A 21857-nucleotide genomic window follows, 5' to 3' on the forward strand; every position below is an offset into this window, starting at 1 on the left:
TATGGCTCAAGGCCATACGGACTGTATGATTATCGTCTTAAGCACGGCCGTGTGCAACCGCACTGCTCTCTTGGGACGACGCTTCGGCGCGACCTGTGTCGAGCCGGCCACCCTCAAGTCTCTGTCTTTCCACGGCCTCGCGGGCTCATCGCCGCCACCCACGGTGACGGCACCCCGCGAGATCGCGGTGGACAACCTCAGGCTGCAGCCTCGTCCGACTTGTCGTCGCCGTCGAGCCCCAGGTCCTTGAGCTTGCGGTAGAGGGTGGATCGGCCAATTCCAAGGCGGCGCGAGACTTCCGACATCCGGCCCCGGTAGAATTGCAGAGCGAAGCGGATCGCTTCGGCCTCGATCTCCTCCATCGTCTTCATCTCGCTGGTGTCCTCGACGACGAGGGACATCGCGTGCGGGTCGCGAACCTCGACCCGGACGATCTCGCGCACCGGTTCCAGGCCGCCGGCCGGCAGCATCGGCTGGTTCGGCAGCGGCGGGATGCGAACGTCGAAGCCTTCGACCTGCGCCGCGATCTGCGGAAATTCCGTGACCGAGAGTTCGTCGCCGTCTGCAAGCACCACCGCGCGAAACAGGGCGTTCTCGAGCTGGCGGACGTTGCCGGGCCAGGGATAGCGGGTGAGCAACGCCATCGCCTCGGAGGAGATTCCGCGCAGGCGCTTGCCTTCTTCCGCCGCGAAGCGGGCGCAGAACGAGCGGGCGAGATCCGGGATGTCCTCGCGGCGCGCGCGCAGGGGCGGCAGCGTCATCGGGAACACGTTGAGGCGGTAGTAGAGGTCTTCGCGGAACTTGCCCTGCTTCACGAGGTCGAGGAGCGAGCGGTTCGTTGCCGAGATCAGGCGGATGTCGACGCGCACGGAGCGCTTGCCGCCGACGGGATCGACTTCGCCCTCCTGCAGCGCGCGCAGCAGCTTCACCTGGGCATCGAGGGGCAACTCGCCGATCTCGTCGAGGAAGAGCGTGCCGCCCGACGCCTCGACGAACTTGCCGGCATGGCGCTCGGTGGCGCCGGTGAAGGCACCCTTCTCGTGGCCGAACAGGGTCGACTCGACGAGGTTGTCCGGGATCGCCCCGCAATTGACGGTGACGAAGGATTTTCCACGCCGGTCGCCCGAGCCCTGGATCGCGCGGGCCAGCACTTCCTTGCCAACGCCCGACTCGCCTTCGATCAGCACGGGGATATTCGACTTGGCCGAGCGCTCGGCGAGCCGCATCACCCGGTCCATGTCGGGGCTCTTGGAGGTGAGATCCTTGAATCCGAGTGCGCCGGAGGCGCGACGGCGCATGCGCCGGACCTCCTCCTCGAGTTGGTCCACGCGAAGCGCGTTCTTGATCGAGACCTGGAGGCGCTCGGCGCCGGCGGGCTTCACGACGAAGTCGACGGCGCCTGCCCGCATGGCGTTGACCACTGCGTCGATCGAGCCGTTCGAAGTCTGCACGATCACTGGGGTGTCGATGCCGGCCTTGCGCATCTCGGTCATGACGGCGAGCCCATCGAGGCCACCCGGCATCACCATGTCGAGCAGCACGACGTCGATCTCGCCGCCGGCACGCAGGGCGTTGAGGCCGTCGAGACCGTTCTCTGCGACGCGGGCATCGAAGCCGAGCCGGCGCACCATGCTCTCGGCGAGACGGCGCTGCACCGGATCGTCATCGACGATGAGAACGGTGGTCGACATGCGGGTCCCTCGCTTCTTCGTTGGGGACAGCCGTCCGCTCGCCAGGATCGTCTCGTGGATCGAGACCAACGGCGGGGTGCTTCGGGGCTGTTCCGTTTCGAAGCGTAAGGTCGCCGAAGAGCGTAAAGCTCCGCTTAACGACGTTGCGAGTTTTTGCCGAGCCCGCGCAAACGGCCCCTTTGAATGCAATCCTCGACCGGATTTCGCGATGCCTCGTTGAACGGTCGCAGAAGCACGCGATATCAGGCGCTCAGACGAACCGAATGAGGTGGCCCAAGGCCGCCGGAGAGCAGATCCCATGTCGAGCCGAGTCATAGCGTCCGCGGGATTGTCGACGGCAGCGCAGAGCCTTGCCACCGCCAAGGCCATGGCCCACGCGGTCGATCTCGGCGCGCTGCCGGAATGGGATCTGCGCGACCTCTATTCCGGCATCGACGCCCCGGAATTCCGCGACGACCTCGCCAGGGCCGAGACCGACTGCAAGGTCTTCGCCAAGGACTATGCGGGCCGGATCGCCGAGTTGGCCGAAGGTCCGCACGCCTCCGAGAAACTCGGCGCAGCGGTGAAAGCCTACGAGGCGATCGAGGATCTGCTCGGGCGGCTGATGTCCTTCGCTGGCCTCGTCTATTCCGGGGACACGACGGATGCGGCACGGGCCAAGTTCTTCGGCGATACGCGCGAACGGCTCACCGCTGCGTCGGGCGACCTGCTCTTCTTCGGGCTGGAGCTCAACCGCGTCGACGACGCCGTGATGGACCGCGCGACGGCCTCTGGCCCACTCGCCCACTATAAGCCGTGGATCGACGACCTGCTGAAGGAGAAGCCGTTCCAGCTCGACGACCGGATCGAGAAGCTCTTCCTCGAGAAGTCGGTGACCGCGAGCGCGGCCTGGGACCGCCTGTTCAACGAGACCATCGCGGCTTTGCGCTTTCCCGTCGGCGGAGAGAAGCTGCCGCTGGAGCCGACCCTGAACAAGCTGCAGGACCCGGACGGCGCCGTCCGTCAGGAGGCGGCCGGCGCGATCAGCGAGACGCTGCGGAGCAATCTGCGGATCTTCACGCTGATCACCAACACGCTCGCGAAGGACAAGGAGATCTCCGATCGTTGGCGGGGTTTCGCGGACGTCGCCGACGCGCGCCACCTGTCGAACCGCGTCGAGCCCGAGGTCGTCGCCGCCTTGGTCGAGGCGGTTCGTGCCGCCTATCCGCGCCTGTCGCACCGCTATTACCGGTTGAAGGCCAAGTGGTTCGGCGTCGAGGCGTTGCCCTATTGGGACCGCAACGCGCCGCTGCCGAAGGTCGAGCAGCGCACCATCCCCTGGACCGAGGCGCGCGACACGGTGCTCGATGCCTATGGTGCCTTCTCACCGGAGATGGCGGGCATTGCCCAAAAATTCTTCGACCATGGCTGGATCGATGCGCCGACCCGGCCCGGGAAGGCGCCCGGCGCCTTCGCTCACCCGACCGTCCCGTCGGCCCACCCCTACGTGCTGGTGAATTACCAGGGCAAGCCTCGGGACGTGATGACGCTCGCCCATGAACTGGGCCACGGCGTCCATCAGGTGCTCGCCGCCGGCAACGGCGCGCTGATGGCGCCGACCCCGCTGACGCTCGCCGAGACTGCCTCCGTGTTCGGCGAGATGCTCACCTTCCGCCGTCTGCTCGCCGCCACCACGGACTCGACCCAGCGCCGCGCCATGCTCGCCGCCAAGGTCGAGGACATGATCAACACGGTGGTGCGCCAGATCGCGTTCTACTCGTTCGAGCGGAAGGTCCACCTCGCCCGCGCCAACGGCGAGCTGACCGCCGAGCAGATCAACGAGCTCTGGATGTCGGTGCAGGCCGAGAGCCTCGGCCCGGCCATCACCCTCGACAAGGGCTACGAGCCGTTCTGGGCCTACATCCCGCACTTCATCCACTCGCCGTTCTACGTCTACGCCTATGCTTTCGGCGATTGCCTCGTGAACTCTCTGTATGGCGTCTACGCCAAGGCCGAGGGTGGCTTCGTGGATCGCTATTTCGCGTTGCTCAAGGCCGGCGGTTCGAAGCCGTATGGCGAGTTGCTCGAGCCGTTCGGACTGGACGCTAGCGATCCGGCCTTCTGGCAGATCGGCCTCGGCATGATCGAGCGGATGATCGTCGAGCTGGAGGGGATGGAGGAGGGCTGAAGCCCGCGACGCGCCGACCCAGCGCCCTGGTAGCAGCCACGCCTCGGCTTATCTCGTGAACAACAACCGCACGAGACAAAGCCGCCCGATGGCCGAATCCGACCGCGAAGCCAACCGCTTCTCCGCCCGCGCCAGCCGCTACGCCAATGTCGGCGCCAATATGGGCGGCGTCGCCGCGCGGATGGCGATGGCGCGCCTCTTTGGCGGAGAAGGCACGACCAACGCGGCGGCCCTTGCGCAGGCGCTCGGCGGCCTGAAAGGACCGATCATGAAGGTGGCCCAGCTGATGGCCACCATCCCGGACCTGCTTCCGCCGGAATACGCGGCCGAACTGCAGAAGCTGCAGGCGGACGCTCCACCGATGGGCGCGGCGTTCGTCAAGCGCCGGATGATGGCCGAGCTCGGAGCCGACTGGCAGACGCGGTTCGGCAGCTTCGACCTCAAGCCCGCAGCGGCGGCCTCGCTGGGCCAGGTCCACAAGGCGACCTCGCTCGACGGAGCGGCGCTCGCCTGCAAGCTCCAATACCCGGACATGCAGTCGGCGGTGGAGGCCGATCTCAAACAGCTCGAGGTCGCCTTCGCCCTCCATCGCCGGATGAACACCTGGCTCGATACCAGCGAGATCAAGAAGGAGATTGGCGCCCGGGTCCGCGAGGAACTCGACTACGCCCGGGAGGCCAAGCATGCCACGCTGTACGGAAGCGTGCTGAAGGATTTCGACACGGTGCGCGTGCCCGTGGTTCATCCCGATCTCTCGACCAAGCGCCTGCTGACGCTAGGATGGCTCGATGGGGAGCGCATCCTTTCCTTCGCCGAGGCGCCGGTGGAAATCCGGAATCGCATCGCACAGGCGATGTTCAAGGCTTGGTGGCACCCCTTCAGCCGCGCGGCCGTAATCCACGGCGATCCGCATCTCGGCAACTACACCGTCTTTTCCGAAGGCGGCGAGGCGCAGGGCATCAACCTGCTCGACTATGGCTGCGTGCGGATCTTCCACCCGCGCTTCGTCGGTGGGGTGGTCGATCTCTATCGCGGCCTGCAGAACGACGACCATGACCGCGTGGTCCACGCCTACGAGGTCTGGGGTTTCAAACGCCTCGACCGCAAGACCATCGACATTCTGAACATTTGGGCGCGCTTCATCTACGGCCCTCTTCTGGAGAATCGCACCCGCACGGTGGCCGATGGCGTGAAGCCCGGAGCCTATGGGCGCCGCGAGGCCTTCTCGGTGCACCAGGCCCTCAAGGAGCACGGCCCGGTGACGGTGCCGCAGGAATTCGTCTTCATGGACCGAGCGGCGGTGGGCCTCGGCGCCGTGTTCCTACATCTGCGTTCCGAGCTTAACTACCATCGCCTGTTTGAGGCCGAGATCGAGCACTTCTCGCTTGACTCCCTCGGTGCGCGCCAAAAATCAGCTCTGGAGGCGGTTGGTCTGACGTCGCCAGCCTGAGGAAATCCCTCAGATCAATCGTTTGCCGACGGCCAAGCCGATTGCCGCTGCGAAGACCATGCGCTAAATCCGCCCGGGACCAGAATAAGACATATTCGAGGGAACGGGCTCGCAATGGCCGATACCAAGACCCTGTCCGGTGCGCTGTACAGCCCGGCTATGGACGAGAAGACCCACGAGCAGACCTATCGCGGCTTCGTGAAATTCGTCGAGATCGGTTCGGCCACCGTGCTGTGCTGGGTCGTGGCTCTGGCCGTCGGCGGCGTGCGTGAGGCCTGGCTGACGGCGATCGCCGGCGTCCTGCTGTCCTGGGTCGCCGCGGCGATCGGCGCGTTCGTTCCTGCGATCGGCTGGAAGGGCCCGGCCGTGGTGCTGGCCCTCCTGATTCTCGCTTTGGTTCTCGGCTGAGCCGACCGAAGCGTTTCGCAAAATCCTGAGGCGGGTCGCGACCGAGGTATCCGGCGGGCCGACCCGCGCAGGCAAAAATTTAATCTGACAGGCTCGGATACCGGTATCCTCGCGGGGATGCTGTAAGAACGGGAGCTCTTGAATGCGCATCGGCGTCTTGACGGAATCGGATCCGGGGGAATCCCGGGTCGCGGCCGTCCCCGACATGGTCAAAAAGTACGTCGCGCTCGGCGCCGAGGTGGCGGTCCAGTCCGGTGCCGGCAAGGATTCCGGAATCACGGACAAGGATTACGAGGATGCCGGCGCGCGGGTCGTCGGCTCCGCCGCCGAGGCCGTCGGCGATGCCGACCTCGTCCTGAAGGTTCGCCGTCCCAGTGCCGACGAGCTGAAGTCCTTCAAGAAGGGCGCCCTCGTCCTCGCGATCATGGACCCCTACGGCCGTGACGCCGAGCTGAAGGCGATGGCCGATGCCGGCATCTCCGCCTTCGCCATGGAGCTGATGCCGCGCATCACCCGTGCGCAGGTGATGGACGTGCTGTCCTCGCAGGCGAACCTCGCCGGCTACCGCGCCGTGATCGACGCCTCCGCCGAGTTCGGCAAGGCGCTGCCGATGATGATGACCGCCGCCGGCACCGTGCCCGCGGCCAAGGCCTTCATCATGGGCGTCGGCGTTGCCGGTCTCCAGGCGATCGCCACCGCCAAGCGCCTCGGCGCGGTGGTCTCGGCCACCGACGTGCGCCCGGCCGTGAAGGAGCAGGTCGCCTCGCTCGGCGGCAAGTTCATCGCCGTCGAGGACGACGAGTTCAAGCAGGCCGAGACCTCGGGCGGCTACGCCAAGGAGATGTCGGCCGACTACCAGAAGAAACAGGCCGAGCTGGTGGCGAGCCACATCGCCAAGCAGGACATCATCATCACCACCGCTTTGATCCCGGGCCGGCCTGCGCCGAAGCTCGTCTCCAAGGCGATGGTCGACTCGATGAAGCCGGGCTCGGTCATCGTCGATCTCGCGGTGGAGCGCGGCGGCAACGTCGAGGGCGCTCGGCTCGGCGAGGTCGTGACCACCGAGAACGGCGTGAAGATCGTCGGCTTCGCCAACGTGCCGGGCCGCCTCGCCGCGACCTCTTCGGGCCTCTACGCCAAGAACCTCTTCGCCTTCGTCGAGACGATGGTCGACAAGGAAACGAAGACACTCGCGGTGAAGTGGGACGACGAGCTCGTCAAGGCGACGAACCTCACCCATGACGGGCAGGTCGTCCACGACTCGTTCAAGCCGAAATCGGACGCGCCTGCAGCCGACGCCAAGCTGCCCGAGGCCACGGGCCTCGATGAAACCAAACCCGCGATGCCTGCGACCAAGGACGGGGAGAAATAAGAATGGCCAATCTTCCTTCCGGTGCGGCGGCCGACCAGGCTCAGTCCGCAGCGGCTGCCGCTCGTGCGGCCGCCGACATCGCACGGCAGAACGCCGACTATGCCCAGAGCATCGCCGACGGCCTCGGCCACGGTGCCGCCGCCATGACGCATGGCGCGGTCGACCCGACCGTGTTCCGCCTCGCGATCTTCGTGCTCGCGATCTTCGTCGGCTACTACGTGGTCTGGTCGGTGACCCCGGCGCTGCACACGCCGCTGATGTCGGTCACCAACGCGATCTCCTCGGTGATCATCGTGGGCGCTCTGCTCGCCGTCGGCGTGCCGCTTCTGGAAGCCGGCACCGGCTGGGCCCGTGCCTTCGGCTTCATCGGCATCGTTCTGGCCAGCGTGAACATCTTCGGCGGCTTCCTCGTCACTCAGCGCATGCTCAGCATGTACAAGAAGAAAGCCTGAGCCGATGTCTGAGAATATCTCCTCGCTTCTCTACATCGTCGCCGGCGTCATGTTCATCATGGCGCTGCGGGGGCTATCGCATCCGACGACGTCTCGTCAGGGCAACTATTACGGCATGGCGGGCATGGCGCTCGCCGTACTGACGACGCTGGTCGGGCATCCGCCCTCCGGCGCGAGCGCCTGGTTCCTGGTGTTGCTCGCTCTCGCCATCGGCGGCGGCATCGGCGCCGTGATCGCCAAGCGCGTGCCGATGACGTCGATGCCGGAACTCGTGGCGGCCTTCCACTCGCTGGTCGGCATGGCTGCGGTCTTCGTGGCGGCCGGTGCGCTCTACGCTCCGCAAGCCTTCGGCATCGTCGAGAACGGCCACATCCACGGGCAGTCTCTCTTCGAGATGGGCCTCGGCGTAGCGATCGGCGCGATTACCTTCACCGGCTCGGTCATCGCCTTCGCCAAGCTGTCTGGCCGGATGTCCGGCAAGCCGATCATCCTGCCGCAACGTCACCTGATCAATGCCGGCCTCGCGATCCTGCTGGTCGTGCTGCTCGGCGTGTTCGTCGGCGGCGAGAGCAAGGCGGTGTTCTGGTTGATCGTGCTGGTGTCGCTGGCACTCGGCGGCCTGCTGATCATCCCGATCGGCGGCGCGGACATGCCCGTCGTCATCTCGATGCTCAACTCGTATTCGGGCTGGGCGGCGGCCGGCATCGGCTTCACCCTGGGCAACCTCGCGCTGATCATCACCGGCTCGCTGGTCGGTTCGTCGGGTGCGATCCTGTCCTACATCATGTGCCACGCGATGAACCGGTCTTTCTTCTCGGTCATCCTGGGCGGCTTCGGCGGCGAGACCGCCGGCGGCGGCGCAGGCGGATCGCAGGAGCAGCGCCCGGTCAAGCAGGGCTCGGCGGACGACGCCGCCTACCTGATGAAGAACGCCGAGCGCGTCATCATCGTCCCGGGCTACGGCATGGCCGTCGCCCAGGCACAGCATTCGCTGCGCGAGATGGCCGACGTGCTCAAGAAGGAAGGCATCGAGGTCAAATACGCGATCCACCCGGTCGCAGGCCGCATGCCGGGCCACATGAACGTGCTGCTCGCCGAGGCCAACGTGCCCTACGACGAGGTCTTCGAGCTCGAGGACATCAACAGCGAGTTCCGTGATGCGGACGTCGCCTTCGTCATCGGCGCCAACGACGTCACCAACCCGGCGGCCAAGACCGACAAGACCTCGGCGATCTACGGCATGCCGGTGCTCGACGTGGAGAACGCCAAGCAGGTGCTGTTCCTGAAGCGCGGCATGGGCTCCGGCTATGCCGGCGTCGAGAACGAGCTGTTCTTCCGCCAGAACACCACGATGCTGTTCGGCGACGCCAAGAAGATGGTCGACTCGATCCTCAAGGCGATGTGATCGACCCATCGATCGCGCGCTAAACGAAAAAGCCCTCGCCGACCGAAAGGTTCGCGGGGGCTTTTTGGTTGAGGTCGTGCGTGTCGGATCAACCGCCAGCGAGCGTCCGTGCGACTGAGCGCGGATGACGACCAAGCAACCGAGGCTCGAACAGCCTCAGCTTCTCGCGATGTTGGGTGGGGAGCATAGGCCTGATGTTCGGGCATCGGCCTAAGTCTTTGATATCTTGGTCGGAGTGGCAGGATTTGAACCTGCGACCCCCACGTCCCGAACGTGGTGCGCTACCAGACTGCGCTACACTCCGAAGCACGGCCAAAAGCTCTGCTTTCGGCCAGCGAGCGGGCTTATAGCCGGGGGGCGTGGCCCCGGCAAGCGCATTGGGAAAAGGTTTTCGGCGCTCATGCCGGGCGGCTGGCCCAGTCCGCTCCGAGGCTTCGGAACAGACAGGCCGCTCCCGCGCTCTCAATCGCTACCGCGCCGACATGACCGGCCCCGAGATCCAGATGCTGCAGGCTCCAGGCCGACGCCGCCCCAGTCGAGCCGCCAATCGAAACCAATGCGGGAGGCTCGGGCGGGACCGCGACGACGAAGCCGTCGAGCGGGAAGGACAGGCCCGAGCCCAGGGCCTTCACGAAGGCCTCCTTGCGCGTCCAGCAGGCGTAGAAGGCCGCCTGACGCTCTGCCGAAGGTAGAGCCTCCAGTGCCGCAATCTCGGGGCGGGCGAAATGGCTGCGGGCGAGGCTCAGGCAGTCGGGGAGTGGACGCATCCATTCGACATCGACGCCGATCCGCGCGGCCGGCGACAGGCCGATCAAGCCGACGCTCCCGGAATGCGATAGGTTGAACTCCAGACGATCCCGCCAGGGCGCGTCGAGTTCCGGCTTGCCGGAGGGACCCAAGCGAAAGCGAAGCAGGGCTGGGTTGGTACCCAAGGCACTGGCGAGAATCCGACGCAAAGCCGCATGGCTCGCTGCGTAGCGGTCGCGGTCTTCCAGGCGCAGGAACCGTGCGGCGCGGGCGCGTTCGTCGTCCGAGAGCGCGGCAAGGCACGTCCGTTGCCCGGCTTCGTCGAGAGTGAGATCGATATGCCACACCGTCGGCTGCCGAACAGGACCCCGCTCGCCGGTAGGCCACTCGGCCGCCGTCATCGCGATCGGCCTCGATGCCAAGCTGAGCAGCGGTTTGGAAGACGCCTTCGGCCGTCAAGCCGGAATCGCTGCAAAAGATTAGGCAAGCTTAATTGATTTCGCGTCAAGAATAAGAGGCGCTGAGATCTTGCGAATGATCGCCACCTGATCGCTTCCTAAGCATTGGCCGGTCGCGGCATTCGATTCGGGCATTGGCGTGATCCGCCATCTCCGAAAACGACAATATGCTATTTGGTACACAAAACACCTTCTCGCACAGCTTTTTTTGGGATCTGATGTCGATTCCGCCGCGTTCCCTTTCATGAGCGGAAAAATGATTCCACGAACGAAATCGTCCCGAAAGCGGACGCCGACATTGATTGCTTCGCAGTATGATCTATTGAAATAAAGTACCTCATGAGTGAGGCCATAGCTGCACTGAAAGACGACTAAATCCTCAGATAACGAGCAGACATCATTATGCCACATCCCCAAGTTCTCAGAGATATGGCGTTGTTTGTGGAGGTCGCCAAGCGCAAGAGTTTCAGCCAGGCGGCTGCAGCGCTCGGCATGCCCATCTCGTCGTTATCGAGACGAATAACGTTATTCGAATCCGCCATCGGTTTGCGTCTTCTCGACAGGACTACGAGAAAACTCGTCCTGACGTCCTATGGTGAGGCCTACCTCGGCCAGGCCACTAGGCTGGTCGAGGAAGCACAGCGCACCTTCGACGACATGGTGTCTCAGGCCAAAGGGCCGAGCGGCCAGCTGAAGATCGCGGTTCCCCCGGATTTCTGGGTCCTGCGCCATCTTTCGGGAATCATTTCGGAATTCTCTCGCGAGCACGAGAACATCCAGGTCCATGTCGACCTCAAGCCCCCGCCCGTCGACCTAGTGGGCGACAACTACGATCTTTCCATCGCTATTGAGGAGCCGCGCGAGACGTCGCTGATCGTACGCAAGGTCGGCGATCTCGAGAATGCGTTATTCGCCTCGCGGTCTTACCTGCTCGCGCAAGGGCGACCCGAGCATCCGCAGCAACTGCCCCAGCACCGCATGATCCTTCCGGCACAGGGGAGCAGCGCCAAGTGGGTGCTGACCCGCAGCGGCGAGACGGCGACCGTCGTCGTGAACGGTCCGGTCTCCTGCAACAGCCTCAGCCTCGCGCGCCAGTTCGCCGTATCGGGGCAGGGCATCACCTCGGCGAACCTGATCAACGTCGAGCGCGATCTGATCTCCGGTAAGCTGGAACGCGTGCTGCCGGATTGGTGGCTGCCCCCCACGCCCGTCTACATCGTAACCACGTCGAGGCTGTTGCCCGCGAAGGCGCGCACCTTCATCGATTTTGCCACGCGGCGTCTCAGCGCGATCCTCATCGCCGTCGCTCGTGGCACTCCGGTGCCCGATAGCTTTGCCGCCGATCCCCGCAAGGAGCATGTGCCGCAGCCCATCTTCGCCGTGCGTTCCTGATCCGCGAGCGCCCGTCGCCTAGACGGCGGCCGCGGCGAGATAGGCCAGCTCGGTGGTGGCCAGCATCCCATAGAACAAGGCCGCTGCCTGGCACGGAGCGAGCCTGTGGTGGCATGTGGCCACGAGCGTCAGAACCGCGAGGACCAGGGTCAGTATCGCCAGGGTGGGGATTACCTTCACCGGGGCTCCTGCTGGTTGTCGAGCGGCACGCTTGGCGCCCGCCTCACCCGACATCCTCCGCGGGCGGCCGTGTATCCAGAGCAGGCTGAAGTTCGATAACGGAGACGGCGGAGTCATCGCTGCTCCGCCGCTCCTCGCCGCTGATGAGAGATCGCGTTTCAGGCGTAGATGTTGTTCGCCGAGCTCGGGAACCGGTCCGCCAGAGCGCGGCGGAGCTTCTCCAGCGCCCGGTTCTCGATCTGCCGCACCCGCTCCTTCGAGATGCCGAGCCGGTGCCCGAGAGCCTCAAGCGTCGCCTGATCCTCGGCGAGACGGCGCTCTCGCAGGATCCGCAGCTCGCGCTCCGACAGCACCGTGAGGGCCTGTTTCAGCCAGTTCAGCCGGCGCTCGCCGTCGACCGTGGCGGTCACGGTCTCGTCCGGCAGGGCGGCGCCGTCCACGAGGAAATCCATTCGCTCGGAGGAGGCCTCGCTCTCCTCGCCGACCGGGGCGTTGAGGGACATGTCGGGACCCGACAGCCGCGCATCCATGAGAGCGACGTCCTGGGTGGAGACACCGATCGCCGTGGCGATGCGGCTATGGATCTCCGAGCCCACCTGCTCCTCGGTCGATTGCATGAGCCGGGCGCGCAGGCGGCGAAGGTTGAAGAACAGGGCCTTCTGGGCGGAGCTGGTCCCACCGCGCACGATCGACCAGTTGCGCAGGATGTAGTCCTGGATCGAGGCGCGAATCCACCAAGTGGCGTAGGTGGAGAAGCGAACCTCACGTTCCGGCTCGAACCGCGCGGCGGCCTCCATCAGGCCGACGTGGCCTTCCTGGACGAGATCGGCCATCGGCAGGCCGTAATGACGGAAGCGGCCGGCCAGGGCGATGACGAGGCGCATATGGGCCGAGATCAGGCGGTGCAGGGCACGCTCGTCGCCTTTGTCCTTCCAGCTCACCGCGAGACCGCGTTCTTCGTCCCTTGCGAGAAACGGCGCCTCCATGGCGGTCCGAATGAACTGACGCCGAATCCCTGCGATTTCCGCCATCCCCGTCGTGCCTTTCTGGTCCAAGTCTTATGGCAGCAGGGGTGCCGCGGCGGCCGATCGTGTCGCGCGGCCCCTCGCTGGGCGTAACCACAACACGCCCGCGTCCCACGTTGTTCCGCACTTTTCGCGCTGCAAGGTGGAACGGACCGGGCGATTTTCAAGAGCGGGCCGAATGGCTCTCCCAAACGAAAAAACCCGGCGCATCGGCGCCGGGTTTCGAAATATCGGGTCGTCGAGAGGGGAGGCTGATCAGGCCGCCTCCTCCTGGACGTCGTCGCTCTCGGCTTCGCCCTCGGCATCGGCCTTGGCGCGGCGAGGGGACTTGGCGAGGCTCTGCTCGATGAGCTTTAGCGCCTCGGTCTCAGTGATCTTGTTCACCGAGGAGATCTCGCGCACGATCCGGTCGAGGGCCGCCTCGTAGAGCTGGCGCTCGCTGTAGGACTGCTCGGGCTGAGCCTCGGAGCGGTACAGGTCGCGCACCACCTCGGTCACCGAGATCAGGTCGCCGGAATTGATCTTCGCCTCGTATTCCTGGGCGCGGCGCGACCACATGGTGCGCTTCACGCGGGCGCGGCCGGTCAGCACGTCGAGCGCCTTCTTGACGAGCTCCGGCTCGGCGAGCTTGCGCATGCCGACGCTGTTGGCCTTCGCGGTCGGGACGCGCAGGACCATCTTGTCCTTCTCGAAGGAGACGACGAACAGCTCGAGCTTGTAGCCAGCGATCTCCTGCTCCTCGATCGCGGTGATGCGGCCCACGCCATGAGCGGGATACACGACGGCCTCGCCGGTCTTGAAGCCCTGACGGCCGGCGGCGGGCGTCGTCTTCTTGGCTGTGGTCATGCGAGAAGGGCTCCAGATCATCGCGCGCGGATGCGCGTCCGCGCAGGGTCACATCCGGGTTGGGACACCCGGCTCACACCACTCGACCGCCAAGCGCGTCTCACGCCCTTGCCGGCTCCCGGGCTCGCCATGCAATCACGCAAAAACTGAACCGCCACGGAAAGCGACAGAGCTTTCCGCGGGCGATCGCATGCAACCTCTGTCCAAAGCTGGAACCGCAAGGAGGCGGCGGAGGGAGCACGTCAAGCGAGAGCGACGGCAGACATATGTCTACCACAATCCAGGCCTCGAATCAAAGGATTGCCGCGGCACGACAAAGCCTCCGCACAAGCGGTTTGCCGGCCAGCCGATCGCCATGGCCTCTTCTGCCGTATGCCCGATCTGGGCCCGGCGAGAGGCTGCTCCCCGTGCCTGCGGCGCTCAGTCGCCGGAGCCGGCGTTGGCGGAGAAGTGCTCTTCGAGCTTGTTCGACACCCCGTCCCACTCCTTGGCGTCGGCGGGAGCGTCCTTCTTCTGGGTGATGTTGGGCCAGCTCTTGGCGTAGTTGGCGTTCAACGTCAGCCAGCTCTCGAGGCTCGGCTCGGTATCCGGCTTGATCGCCTCGGCCGGGCATTCCGGCTCGCAGACACCGCAATCGATGCACTCGTCCGGATGGATGACGAGCATGTTCTCGCCCTCGTAGAAGCAGTCCACCGGGCACACCTCGACGCAGTCCATGTACTTGCACTTGATGCAGTTGTCGGTGACGACGTAGGTCATGGGCTGCTTGGTCCTCGGTACGCTTTCTCGGGCCTGTCCTGCCGCGTGCGGTGACGAGCTTGGCAGGGCCCGTCGAGCGTCGGTTTCCCGTTGGATCACGCGCAGGATCGAAGGGATCTGCACGCCTCCGTGCGCCTTAGACCCTGCCTTCCGCACTGACAAGCCGATGTGAAGTGCGCGACGACGCTCGGCGACGGGGTGTCGCGCGGCGGCCATGCCGCAGACCGTCCCACTCAAGAGGCTGTCGGCTCCTCGGATTGTCGATCGACTTCCTCGTAGAGAAGACGCGCCTCCGGCGCCGGGCCGCGGCGTTCGCCGAGACCACGGACGCGGATCAGCGCGGTGCCGTGGGCCGCGGCGACCGTAAGGACGTCGCCGACCGCGATGCCTTTGGATGCCGCCTCAGCCCGCTTGCCGTTGATCCGCACATGCCCGTCCGTGACCAGCCGTGCGGCGAGGGAGCGCGTCTTGGCGAAGCGCGCGAACCAGAGCCACTTGTCGAGGCGCTGGCGGCCGGGATTCAAGCGAGGCCTTGCGCCGTCACGCTCATCCCCACCCTTCTCCGCTCAGCTTTTGCTGCCGTCGCCGGATTCGAGCTGCGCCTTGAGGGCGGCGAGCTTGGCGAAAGGCGAGTCCGGGTCGGGCTGTCGCTCGCGGCGCGGCGGCCGAGCCTCCGCCTTGCGGACGTCGTCGCGCGCCTGATCGGGCCGGCGATCCGGACGGCCCCGCTGCTCGCGGCGCGGCCCACCCTCGAAACGCTCGCGTCCGCCCTCGGGGCGATCGCCACCACGGCGGTTGCGGTCGTCGCGCCGGCCACCTTCCGGACGGCCGCCATCGCGGCGCCCGTCGTCCTGACGGGCCTCGCCGGATCGCGGTTCGCCTGGGCGTGCATCGCCGCGCGGGCCGCGGTTGGGCCGCTGACCAGCGGGACGCTGATGGCGCTGGAGCCGCCAGACCTCGGTCGTCTCGACAGGAGCCGGTTCGGCAGGGGCGACGGCCTCAGCCGACGCATCGACGGGAGCGGCCTCGGCCGTCGCATCCGGCTCGGGAGACGCGGCCTGGACCGCGGCGATTTCGGACGTCTGCTCGGCAGCAGGCTCCGCAGCCTCGGGTTCCGCGGTGGGCTCCTCGGAGGACACCGCCTCGGGCGTCTCGGCCTGGGCTTCGGGCTCGGCGGCGGTCGGGGCGGCTTCCACGGCGGTCTCGGCGACCGGCCCGGTCGTGGGCGCGTCTGCGGCCTCGGCCTCGGAGGATGCGGAGGGCTCCGCGCTCAACTCGGCCGCCTCGTTGACGGTCTCTTCGTTGCCGGTCTCCTCAGCCCCATCTGAGACGACGGCATCGGTGCCGGCAGCCTGCTGCACCGGCGCAGCAGGCGTCGTTGCGGCGGCGGGAACCAGCGGAACGGTGATGGCCGGCCCCTCGCGCGTCTCCGAGGCGTAGCCGAGCGACTTTAGGATCGAGGCGAAATCCTCGCCCGAACAACCGACCAGCGAGGTCATGTTGACCGTCGCCGTGAAGCCGTCGCCGTCGGCGGTGCCGGGAGGTGGCTCACCGGGCGTGGTGCCGGGGCGGTAGGCGATGGCTGGGCGGATGAGGTCGGCGAGGCGTTCCAGGATGTCCACGCGCACGGCCCGCTCGCCGCAGACCCGGAAGCCGGCAGCGCGATACAGGCCTTTGGCGATTTCCTGGTCAACTTTGATCGAGGTGCGGCCGGAGCCGGCGAGATGCGCGATCTCGTCGAGCCCGCGCTGGTCGAGGCCGCCGTTGCGCAGGGCCCAGAGCTGGGCTGCCAGCGTACGCGGGGCCGGCTTCAAGAGAGCCGGCAAAAAGATGTGGTAGGCGCCGAAGCGGACGCCGTGGCGGCGCAGGTTGGCTCGGCCGTCCTGGTCGAGCGTGCGCATCTCGTGCGCGACTTTGGCCCGCTCGAGGACGCCGAGCGCTTCGACGACCTGATAGCCGATGCCGCGGGACAGGCCCGTGAGGTCGGCGGCCGACTCGATCTCCATCAGCGGCCCGAGCAGCCGCACCACATAGGCCTTGAGCCATGCGGTGAGGCGGCCCTCGACCTTCTCGCGGTGCGGCCCGGTCAGGCCGTCATCGGCGATCAGGCGCAGGCCCGGCTCGAACAGCTTGTCGCCGGGAGTGAGCTTGGCCACCGGATCGCCCGTCCAGCGGATGATGCCGTCATGCGAGAGCACCAGGGCGGAATCGGCTGCAGCCGAGAACCTTTCGGCCCGGGCCTCGATCTCTCCGCCGAGCGCCTTTTCGGCCGCGCTACGCAGGGTCTTGGCCTCTTGCCCTTCCGCATTCGCATCGGGGACGAACTGAAAGCCGTGGAGGTGACCGACATGTTGACCCTCGACGGTGACGTCACCGCCGGGAGTGATCTCAGCTTCGAGCATCGCGTTCTCTCGTAAGCGCCGCATCAGGACGCTGGTACGCCGGTCGACGAAGCGGCTCGCGAGGCGCTCGTGCAGGGCATCCGACAGCCTGTCCTCTACCCGACGAGTCTCGCCCTGCCAATGCAGGGGGTCGATGAGCCAATCCGGGCGGTTCGCGACGAACGTCCAGGTGCGTCCCTGCGCGATCCGCTGGGACAGCGCGTCGATGTCGCCGTCGGTTCGGTCGATCATCGCGACATGCTTGGCGAACCAGTCGTTCGGGATGCGTCCGGCCATGCCGCGCATGAGGAAGCGGTAGAGCTGGGCGACGAGATCCGCGTGGGTCTGGGGATGCACCTTGCGGTAATCCGGCACGCCGCAGGTATCCCAGAGCCTCTGCACGGCCGCCTTCCCCTGAGCGAGATCGCGGATGTCGTCCTCGCGCGACAGGATCTCGAAGGAGGCCTGGTCCTCGCCGATCGGCGCACGGGTCAGGCCCCCCTCGTGGGGATGCTCGTCAAGACTCTTCTGCAGGGCGTCGAGCGAACTGAAGTTCAAGTCCGGATTGCGCCATTGCAGGATGCGCACGGGATCGAACTGGTGGTTCTCCAGCGCCTCGACCATCTCCGGTTCAAAAGGCTTGCAGCGTCCCGTCGAGCCGAAGGTGCCGTCGGAGAGGTGGCGTCCCGCGCGTCCCGCGATCTGTCCCATCTCGGCCGCCGTTAGCTTCCGGAAGCGGGTGCCGTCGTATTTCCAGGTGGCCGCGAAGGCGACGTGGTCGACGTCGAGATTGAGACCCATGCCGACGGCGTCGGTGGCGACGAGGTAGTCGACCTCGCCCGACTGGTAGAGCTCGACCTGCGCGTTGCGCGTCCGGGGCGAGAGCGCTCCGAGAACCACCGCCGCTCCGCCGCGCTGGCGGCGGATCAGCTCGGCAATGGCGTAGACCTCCTCGGCCGAGAAGGCGACGATCGCCGTGCGGCGCGGCAGTCGCGAGATCTTCTTCTCGCCGGCGAAGCTCAGGGTGGACAGGCGGGGGCGCGTGGTGACGTGGACGCCGGGAATCAGCGCTTGCACCAACGGCTGCATGGTGGAGGAGCCGATCAGCAGCGTCTCTTCGCGGCCGCGCCGGTAGAGCAGGCGGTCGGTGAAGACGTGGCCGCGATCCATGTCGGCAGCGAGCTGGATCTCGTCGATCGCCACGAAGGCCACGTCGAGGTCGCGCGGCATCGCCTCGATGGTGCAGATCCAATAGCGCGGCCGGTCCGGCTTGATCTTCTCCTCACCGGTGACGAGGGCGACCTTCTCCACGCCGACCCGCGCCACGACGCGCAGATAGACCTCGCGGGCGAGCAGCCGCAGCGGCAGGCCGATCATGCCGGTCGGATGCGCGAGCATCCGCTCAATGGCGAGATGGGTCTTGCCGGTATTGGTCGGGCCGAGCACCGCCGTGGCGCCGCGGGAGCGTGCCTGCGGGGAGAGCGAGTGAAAGTTCATCCTGTGGTCGGCGGTCCCTTCGACGGGGGACGTCGATGCGCGAAGGCCGCGCCGGTGAACCCGTAGCCGGCGAAATCTCTACGGATAACGCGGCTGCGGCGGGCCTCCGACGAGCGGCTGCCGGGTACCATATGGGGCCGAACCGGGCCCGGAGCCAACCTGCGGCGCGATGATCGGGTTTGCGTAAATGTCGATCCTGGCCGGAGGCTGCTGCGGCGTGATGTCGGCGCAGAGCGTGTCCGGCACCGCGGTCAGAGGCCCGCGCCGGGGTGGCCGGTGCTCGATGACCTGGACCGAGGAGAAAGCGTCGCCTCCGCAATCCGGTGTGCCCGCGCTCAACTCGCTAGCCGAAGCGGGGCAGGCGAGGAGGAGGGTCGCGACGAGGAGAGTTGTCCGGCGCATCCGATCATCACACGCGGAAAACGTGAAGATTCTGCTCCTGTCGTCGTCGCAAGCTCGGCGAAGCAATCCTGGGTCGATTCGCACAGACGGCGCGATCGTCAGCTCATCGGGAGAAGTATAGTTCAGACAGTGACTTGATGACGTTTCCGTGCGGGCCCCAATGCCTGCAAGCCGTCTGCCCTAGAGAGGCCCAGCATAGGCTGGCGATGCCTGCAGACGCTCGATGTCGCGCCTTGGTGGCGCGCCGAACAGCCGGTGGTATTCCCGGCTGAACTGAGAGGGGCTGTCATAGCCGACGGCAAAGCCTGCATTGCCGGCGCTCATGCCCTGCGCGAGCATCAGCCGCCGCGCCTCCTGCAGGCGGAGCTGCTTCTGATATTCCAGCGGCGTCATCCGCGTGACCGACTTGAAATGCTCGTGCAGGGAGGAGGCGCTCATCCCCGCCGCCGCGGCGATCTCGTCGACGCGAAGCTGCTCGCTGAACTCGCCGCGGATCTTCGCGATGGCGCGGCCCACCTGACTGATGCGGCTATCGACCACCGCCATCTGGCGTAGGGACGGGCCGTGCGGACCTGTCAGCAGACGGTACAGAATCTCGCGCTCGACCAAGGGTGCGAGGACCGGAATGCTTGCGGGCTGGTCCAACAGAGCTACGAGACGGCAGGCAGCATCAACCAGGTCCGGGTCGCTCGGATAGACGGCGAGAGCCGGCAGGTCCGCCCGCGGGGCGGCGGTGCCCTCGGCCATAATCAGCTCGGCGAGTGCGCCGTGATCGATGTCGATCTTCGCGCAGAGATACGGCGCGTCGGGGCTCGCCTCGAGGATATGACCGACGAGCGGCAGGTCTAAAGAGACCAGCAGATAGCTGTAGGGGTCGTAGGTCACGCTACGGCCGGCGAGCGAAACGCGTTTCGATCCCTGGGCGATCAGGCAAAGCGAAGCCTCGTAAACCGAGGGGATCGGCATGGTCGGCCCGTTTGCGCGGATCAGCTGCAGGCGGCGCATGACCGTGCCGGCCAAGCCCTCCTCGGGGCCATGACGCAGGATGAGCGCGGCGAGTTCCCCAGTTCTGTCCATGACAGCGTTGTCGACGCGCCCTCCAGGCGCCGCAAGCGTGACGACCGCTTTCGGAGTATCGTACAAAGCCTTCGGGCGATCGCTCTAACGGCGCGATCCGCCTCCGCCGCATGGTCCGCCCCGTGATCCGCAACGGGAAGGACCCATCATGACGGGCGTCAGCGACAAGACCATCCTCATCACCGGCGCGTCCAGCGGCATCGGCGAAGCGACCGTGCGCGAACTGGCCAAAGAGGGCGCGCGGCTTTTCATCGGCGCACGCCGGGCCGACCGGCTCAAGGCGCTAGCCGAGGAACTCGGCGATCACGTCGCGTGGAGCGAACTCGACGTCACGCGGGCAGACGCCTTCGAGGCCTTCGCGGACGCAGCGGCGGCGCGGTTCGGCCGGATCGATGCGCTCGTGAACAATGCGGGTGTGATGCCACTCTCGCTCCTCGCCGCACTGAAGCGCGACGAGTGGACCAGGATGATCGACGTGAACATCTACGGCGTCCTCAACGGCATCGCCGCCGTGCTGCCGCGGTTCATCGCGCAGAAGTCGGGTCATGTCGTGAACGTCGCCTCGATCGGCGCGCATCTCGTGGTGCCTTCGGCGGCCGTCTATTGCGGCACGAAATATGCGGTCTGGGCGATCACCGAGGGTCTCCGGCAGGAGCATGACGACGTCCGCGCGACGATCATCTCGCCCGGCGTCGTTGCGACCGAACTCGGCAACGACATCACCGACGCGGAGGTCGCGGCCGGATTGAGGGTCTGGCGGCAGAAGTCGCTGACCCCGGACGCCATCGCTCGCGCAATCCGCTACGCGCTGGAGCAGCCGGAGGGCGTGGACGTCAACGAAGTGATCGTGCGCCCGACTGCCGCCGGCATGTAGTCCGTTCAGATCGAAGTACTCGATCCGCGAAGTTTCCAGGCACAGGGCAACGTTTGCCTGGAAACCGGTGCGGGCAACTCGACCGTCAGGATGGCGGTCTGGTCTCGCGGTGCCGAAGCATAAGGCCGCAAAACGCGCGCCGAATGGCCCGGCTCTGCTATGCCGTCCGGTTTGCGCACCGGGACGCCTTGATTACTGGCCAGCGAGGCTCGCCTGGACCATTGCGCCTTCCGGCGCGGCCTGCGTGCGGCCGGCGGTCCCGGTCGGGGCGCCGCCGGAGCGGGTGAAGCGGGTTGCTTCGATAATGTTGGTGCCGACCGTGGTGCGCACCGAGATGCGCATCGGCACGAGCACGCGCGAGCCCTCGACCGGCGCGAGCCAGACCGACATGTCGCGGTTGTCTTCCATGAACTTCACGCCGGGCCGATCGGGCCGGTGACCGCCGATCGCCACGTAGCGGGCGTTGCAGACCAGGACCGGGCCGCTATAGCCGGGCTTCTCGACCTGGCGGGTCTCGGCATAGCTCAGCACCACGTTGAAGCGGGTGGCGCCGTCGAAGACTGGCAGGGTGCGGTTGCAATTGGCCGGATCGGTCAGTTCGCCACGGCTCTGCGCCGGCATCAGTAGGGCGCTGGCCGGATCGACGATGCCTCGCTTGGCGGCGGCCGTCACCGGCACGCGGTCGCCCATGTCGGGCAGCGGCGGGATGACCTCGGCGCGCGAAACGTTGCCGTTGGCGAGCGCCATGCGCACGGCGATGCCCGAATTCGTTGTCCGCGTCGCGATGGAGAAGGCGTTCGGCAGCGGCTTGTCGGCGAGGGCGCCCGAAGCGCGGGCCGATCCCTGGCCGCCGGTCACGGCGCCGACGAGACCGGTCAGCTGCGCGGAGACGTCCATGCTGTAGCGGCTGCCCTGGAAGGCGCCGGAGAGCTGCGCGGTCCCGATCGGGAAGCCGGCGAGATTCACGCCGTAATCGACCACGACGCCCGTTCCACCGGGCGGAACCTTGGCTGCCCTCGGCCGGGCCTCGGCGCTGCCGCCGGCGAGACCGCACAGGAGGGCGGCCGAGATGAGGGCGGCGCGCGGGGCGGGCAGGGCGCACATGGTCACGACTGGGATGTCCTCAGAACAGCGCGCGACCGATGACGGCGCTGGACGCATCATTACGGACCCATCGTCCAGCCTCATGGTTAACAGACGGTTCTCCGGCGTGAAGTCGCCACGAGGGCACACCCGCCAAAAGCCGCTCGGCCTATCCAGCCTGCTGCCTGCTC

At 66.6% G+C, this 21857-nt stretch carries 18 protein-coding genes and 1 tRNA gene; 8 read left to right on the plus strand and 11 right to left on the minus strand.

What is annotated here, in order from left to right:
* Positions 1–197: 197 nt before the first annotated feature.
* A complete protein-coding gene (locus GGR33_RS02540) occupies positions 198–1691 on the minus strand; it encodes a sigma-54-dependent transcriptional regulator (protein WP_183501791.1) in 1494 nt (497 codons plus the stop codon).
* Between the two features lie 298 nt (positions 1692–1989).
* Between GGR33_RS02540 and GGR33_RS02545 the strand changes: the two genes are divergently transcribed.
* The 6 genes from GGR33_RS02545 (at position 1990) to GGR33_RS02570 (ending at position 8945) form a co-directional block, all read left to right on the plus strand.
* Complete coding sequence (locus GGR33_RS02545) at positions 1990–3858, plus strand: M3 family oligoendopeptidase (protein ID WP_183501792.1); 1869 nt, start codon at positions 1990–1992, stop codon at positions 3856–3858.
* Positions 3859–3946: 88 nt separating this feature from the next.
* On the plus strand, positions 3947–5308 hold the full coding sequence (locus tag GGR33_RS02550; protein WP_183501793.1) for an ABC1 kinase family protein: 1362 nt from the start codon (positions 3947–3949) through the stop codon (positions 5306–5308).
* A gap of 114 nt (positions 5309–5422) precedes the next feature.
* A complete protein-coding gene (locus tag GGR33_RS02555) occupies positions 5423–5716 on the plus strand; it encodes an aa3-type cytochrome c oxidase subunit IV (RefSeq protein ID WP_183501794.1) in 294 nt (97 codons plus the stop codon).
* Positions 5717–5858: 142 nt separating this feature from the next.
* Positions 5859–7088: a Re/Si-specific NAD(P)(+) transhydrogenase subunit alpha gene (locus GGR33_RS02560; protein WP_183501795.1), complete on the plus strand. Its 1230-nt coding sequence runs from the start codon at positions 5859–5861 to the stop codon at positions 7086–7088.
* A gap of 2 nt (positions 7089–7090) precedes the next feature.
* Positions 7091–7540 (plus strand): proton-translocating transhydrogenase family protein, encoded by a 450-nt coding sequence (locus GGR33_RS02565; protein ID WP_183501796.1) that lies wholly within the window; start codon positions 7091–7093, stop codon positions 7538–7540.
* Positions 7541–7544: 4 nt separating this feature from the next.
* Positions 7545–8945, plus strand: a complete 1401-nt coding sequence (locus GGR33_RS02570; RefSeq protein ID WP_183501797.1) for an NAD(P)(+) transhydrogenase (Re/Si-specific) subunit beta — start codon at positions 7545–7547, stop codon at positions 8943–8945.
* Positions 8946–9172: 227 nt separating this feature from the next.
* Here GGR33_RS02570 and GGR33_RS02575 read toward each other — a convergent pair.
* Together GGR33_RS02575 and GGR33_RS02580 are read right to left on the minus strand one after the other, a co-directional pair.
* A tRNA-Pro gene (locus tag GGR33_RS02575) sits at positions 9173–9249 on the minus strand.
* A 94-nt stretch (positions 9250–9343) separates the two neighbouring features.
* Positions 9344–10093 carry a 4'-phosphopantetheinyl transferase family protein gene (locus GGR33_RS02580; RefSeq protein ID WP_183501798.1) on the minus strand — a complete coding sequence of 250 codons (750 nt, stop codon included), beginning with the start codon at positions 10091–10093 and terminating at the stop codon, positions 9344–9346.
* Positions 10094–10579: 486 nt separating this feature from the next.
* Here GGR33_RS02580 and GGR33_RS02585 point away from each other — a divergent pair, with 486 nt between their 5' ends.
* Positions 10580–11542: a LysR family transcriptional regulator gene (locus GGR33_RS02585; protein ID WP_246412817.1), complete on the plus strand. Its 963-nt coding sequence runs from the start codon at positions 10580–10582 to the stop codon at positions 11540–11542.
* Between the two features lie 18 nt (positions 11543–11560).
* Here the strand turns inward: GGR33_RS02585 and GGR33_RS02590 are convergent, their stop codons facing one another.
* The 7 genes from GGR33_RS02590 to GGR33_RS02620 form a co-directional block, all read right to left on the minus strand.
* Positions 11561–11722, minus strand: coding sequence for a hypothetical protein (locus tag GGR33_RS02590; protein ID WP_183501800.1), 162 nt, complete (start codon positions 11720–11722; stop codon positions 11561–11563).
* A 158-nt stretch (positions 11723–11880) separates the two neighbouring features.
* A complete protein-coding gene (locus GGR33_RS02595) occupies positions 11881–12753 on the minus strand; it encodes an RNA polymerase factor sigma-32 (RefSeq protein WP_183501801.1) in 873 nt (290 codons plus the stop codon).
* A gap of 249 nt (positions 12754–13002) precedes the next feature.
* A complete protein-coding gene (locus GGR33_RS02600) occupies positions 13003–13593 on the minus strand; it encodes a CarD family transcriptional regulator (RefSeq protein WP_183501802.1) in 591 nt (196 codons plus the stop codon).
* A 420-nt stretch (positions 13594–14013) separates the two neighbouring features.
* On the minus strand, positions 14014–14352 hold the full coding sequence (gene fdxA / locus GGR33_RS02605; protein WP_183501803.1) for a ferredoxin FdxA: 339 nt from the start codon (positions 14350–14352) through the stop codon (positions 14014–14016).
* A gap of 233 nt (positions 14353–14585) precedes the next feature.
* Positions 14586–14876 carry an RNA-binding S4 domain-containing protein gene (locus GGR33_RS02610; protein WP_183501804.1) on the minus strand — a complete coding sequence of 97 codons (291 nt, stop codon included), beginning with the start codon at positions 14874–14876 and terminating at the stop codon, positions 14586–14588.
* A gap of 42 nt (positions 14877–14918) precedes the next feature.
* Positions 14919–18230 (minus strand): helicase-related protein, encoded by a 3312-nt coding sequence (locus GGR33_RS02615; RefSeq protein ID WP_183501805.1) that lies wholly within the window; start codon positions 18228–18230, stop codon positions 14919–14921.
* 582 nt (positions 18231–18812) lie between these two features.
* The gene (locus GGR33_RS02620) at positions 18813–19652 is read right to left on the minus strand and encodes an AraC family transcriptional regulator (RefSeq protein ID WP_246412737.1); all 840 of its coding nucleotides are present in this window, start codon (positions 19650–19652) and stop codon (positions 18813–18815) included.
* A 205-nt stretch (positions 19653–19857) separates the two neighbouring features.
* Here GGR33_RS02620 and GGR33_RS02625 point away from each other — a divergent pair, with 205 nt between their 5' ends.
* Positions 19858–20583 (plus strand): SDR family oxidoreductase, encoded by a 726-nt coding sequence (locus GGR33_RS02625; protein ID WP_183501807.1) that lies wholly within the window; start codon positions 19858–19860, stop codon positions 20581–20583.
* A 192-nt stretch (positions 20584–20775) separates the two neighbouring features.
* Here GGR33_RS02625 and GGR33_RS02630 read toward each other — a convergent pair whose 3' ends face one another.
* Positions 20776–21687 (minus strand): DUF3108 domain-containing protein, encoded by a 912-nt coding sequence (locus tag GGR33_RS02630; RefSeq protein ID WP_183502149.1) that lies wholly within the window; start codon positions 21685–21687, stop codon positions 20776–20778.
* Between the last annotated feature and the right edge of the window lie 170 nt (positions 21688–21857).

This window comes from Methylobacterium brachythecii, from assembly GCF_014196345.1.
GTDB lineage: Bacteria > Pseudomonadota > Alphaproteobacteria > Rhizobiales > Beijerinckiaceae > Methylobacterium > Methylobacterium brachythecii.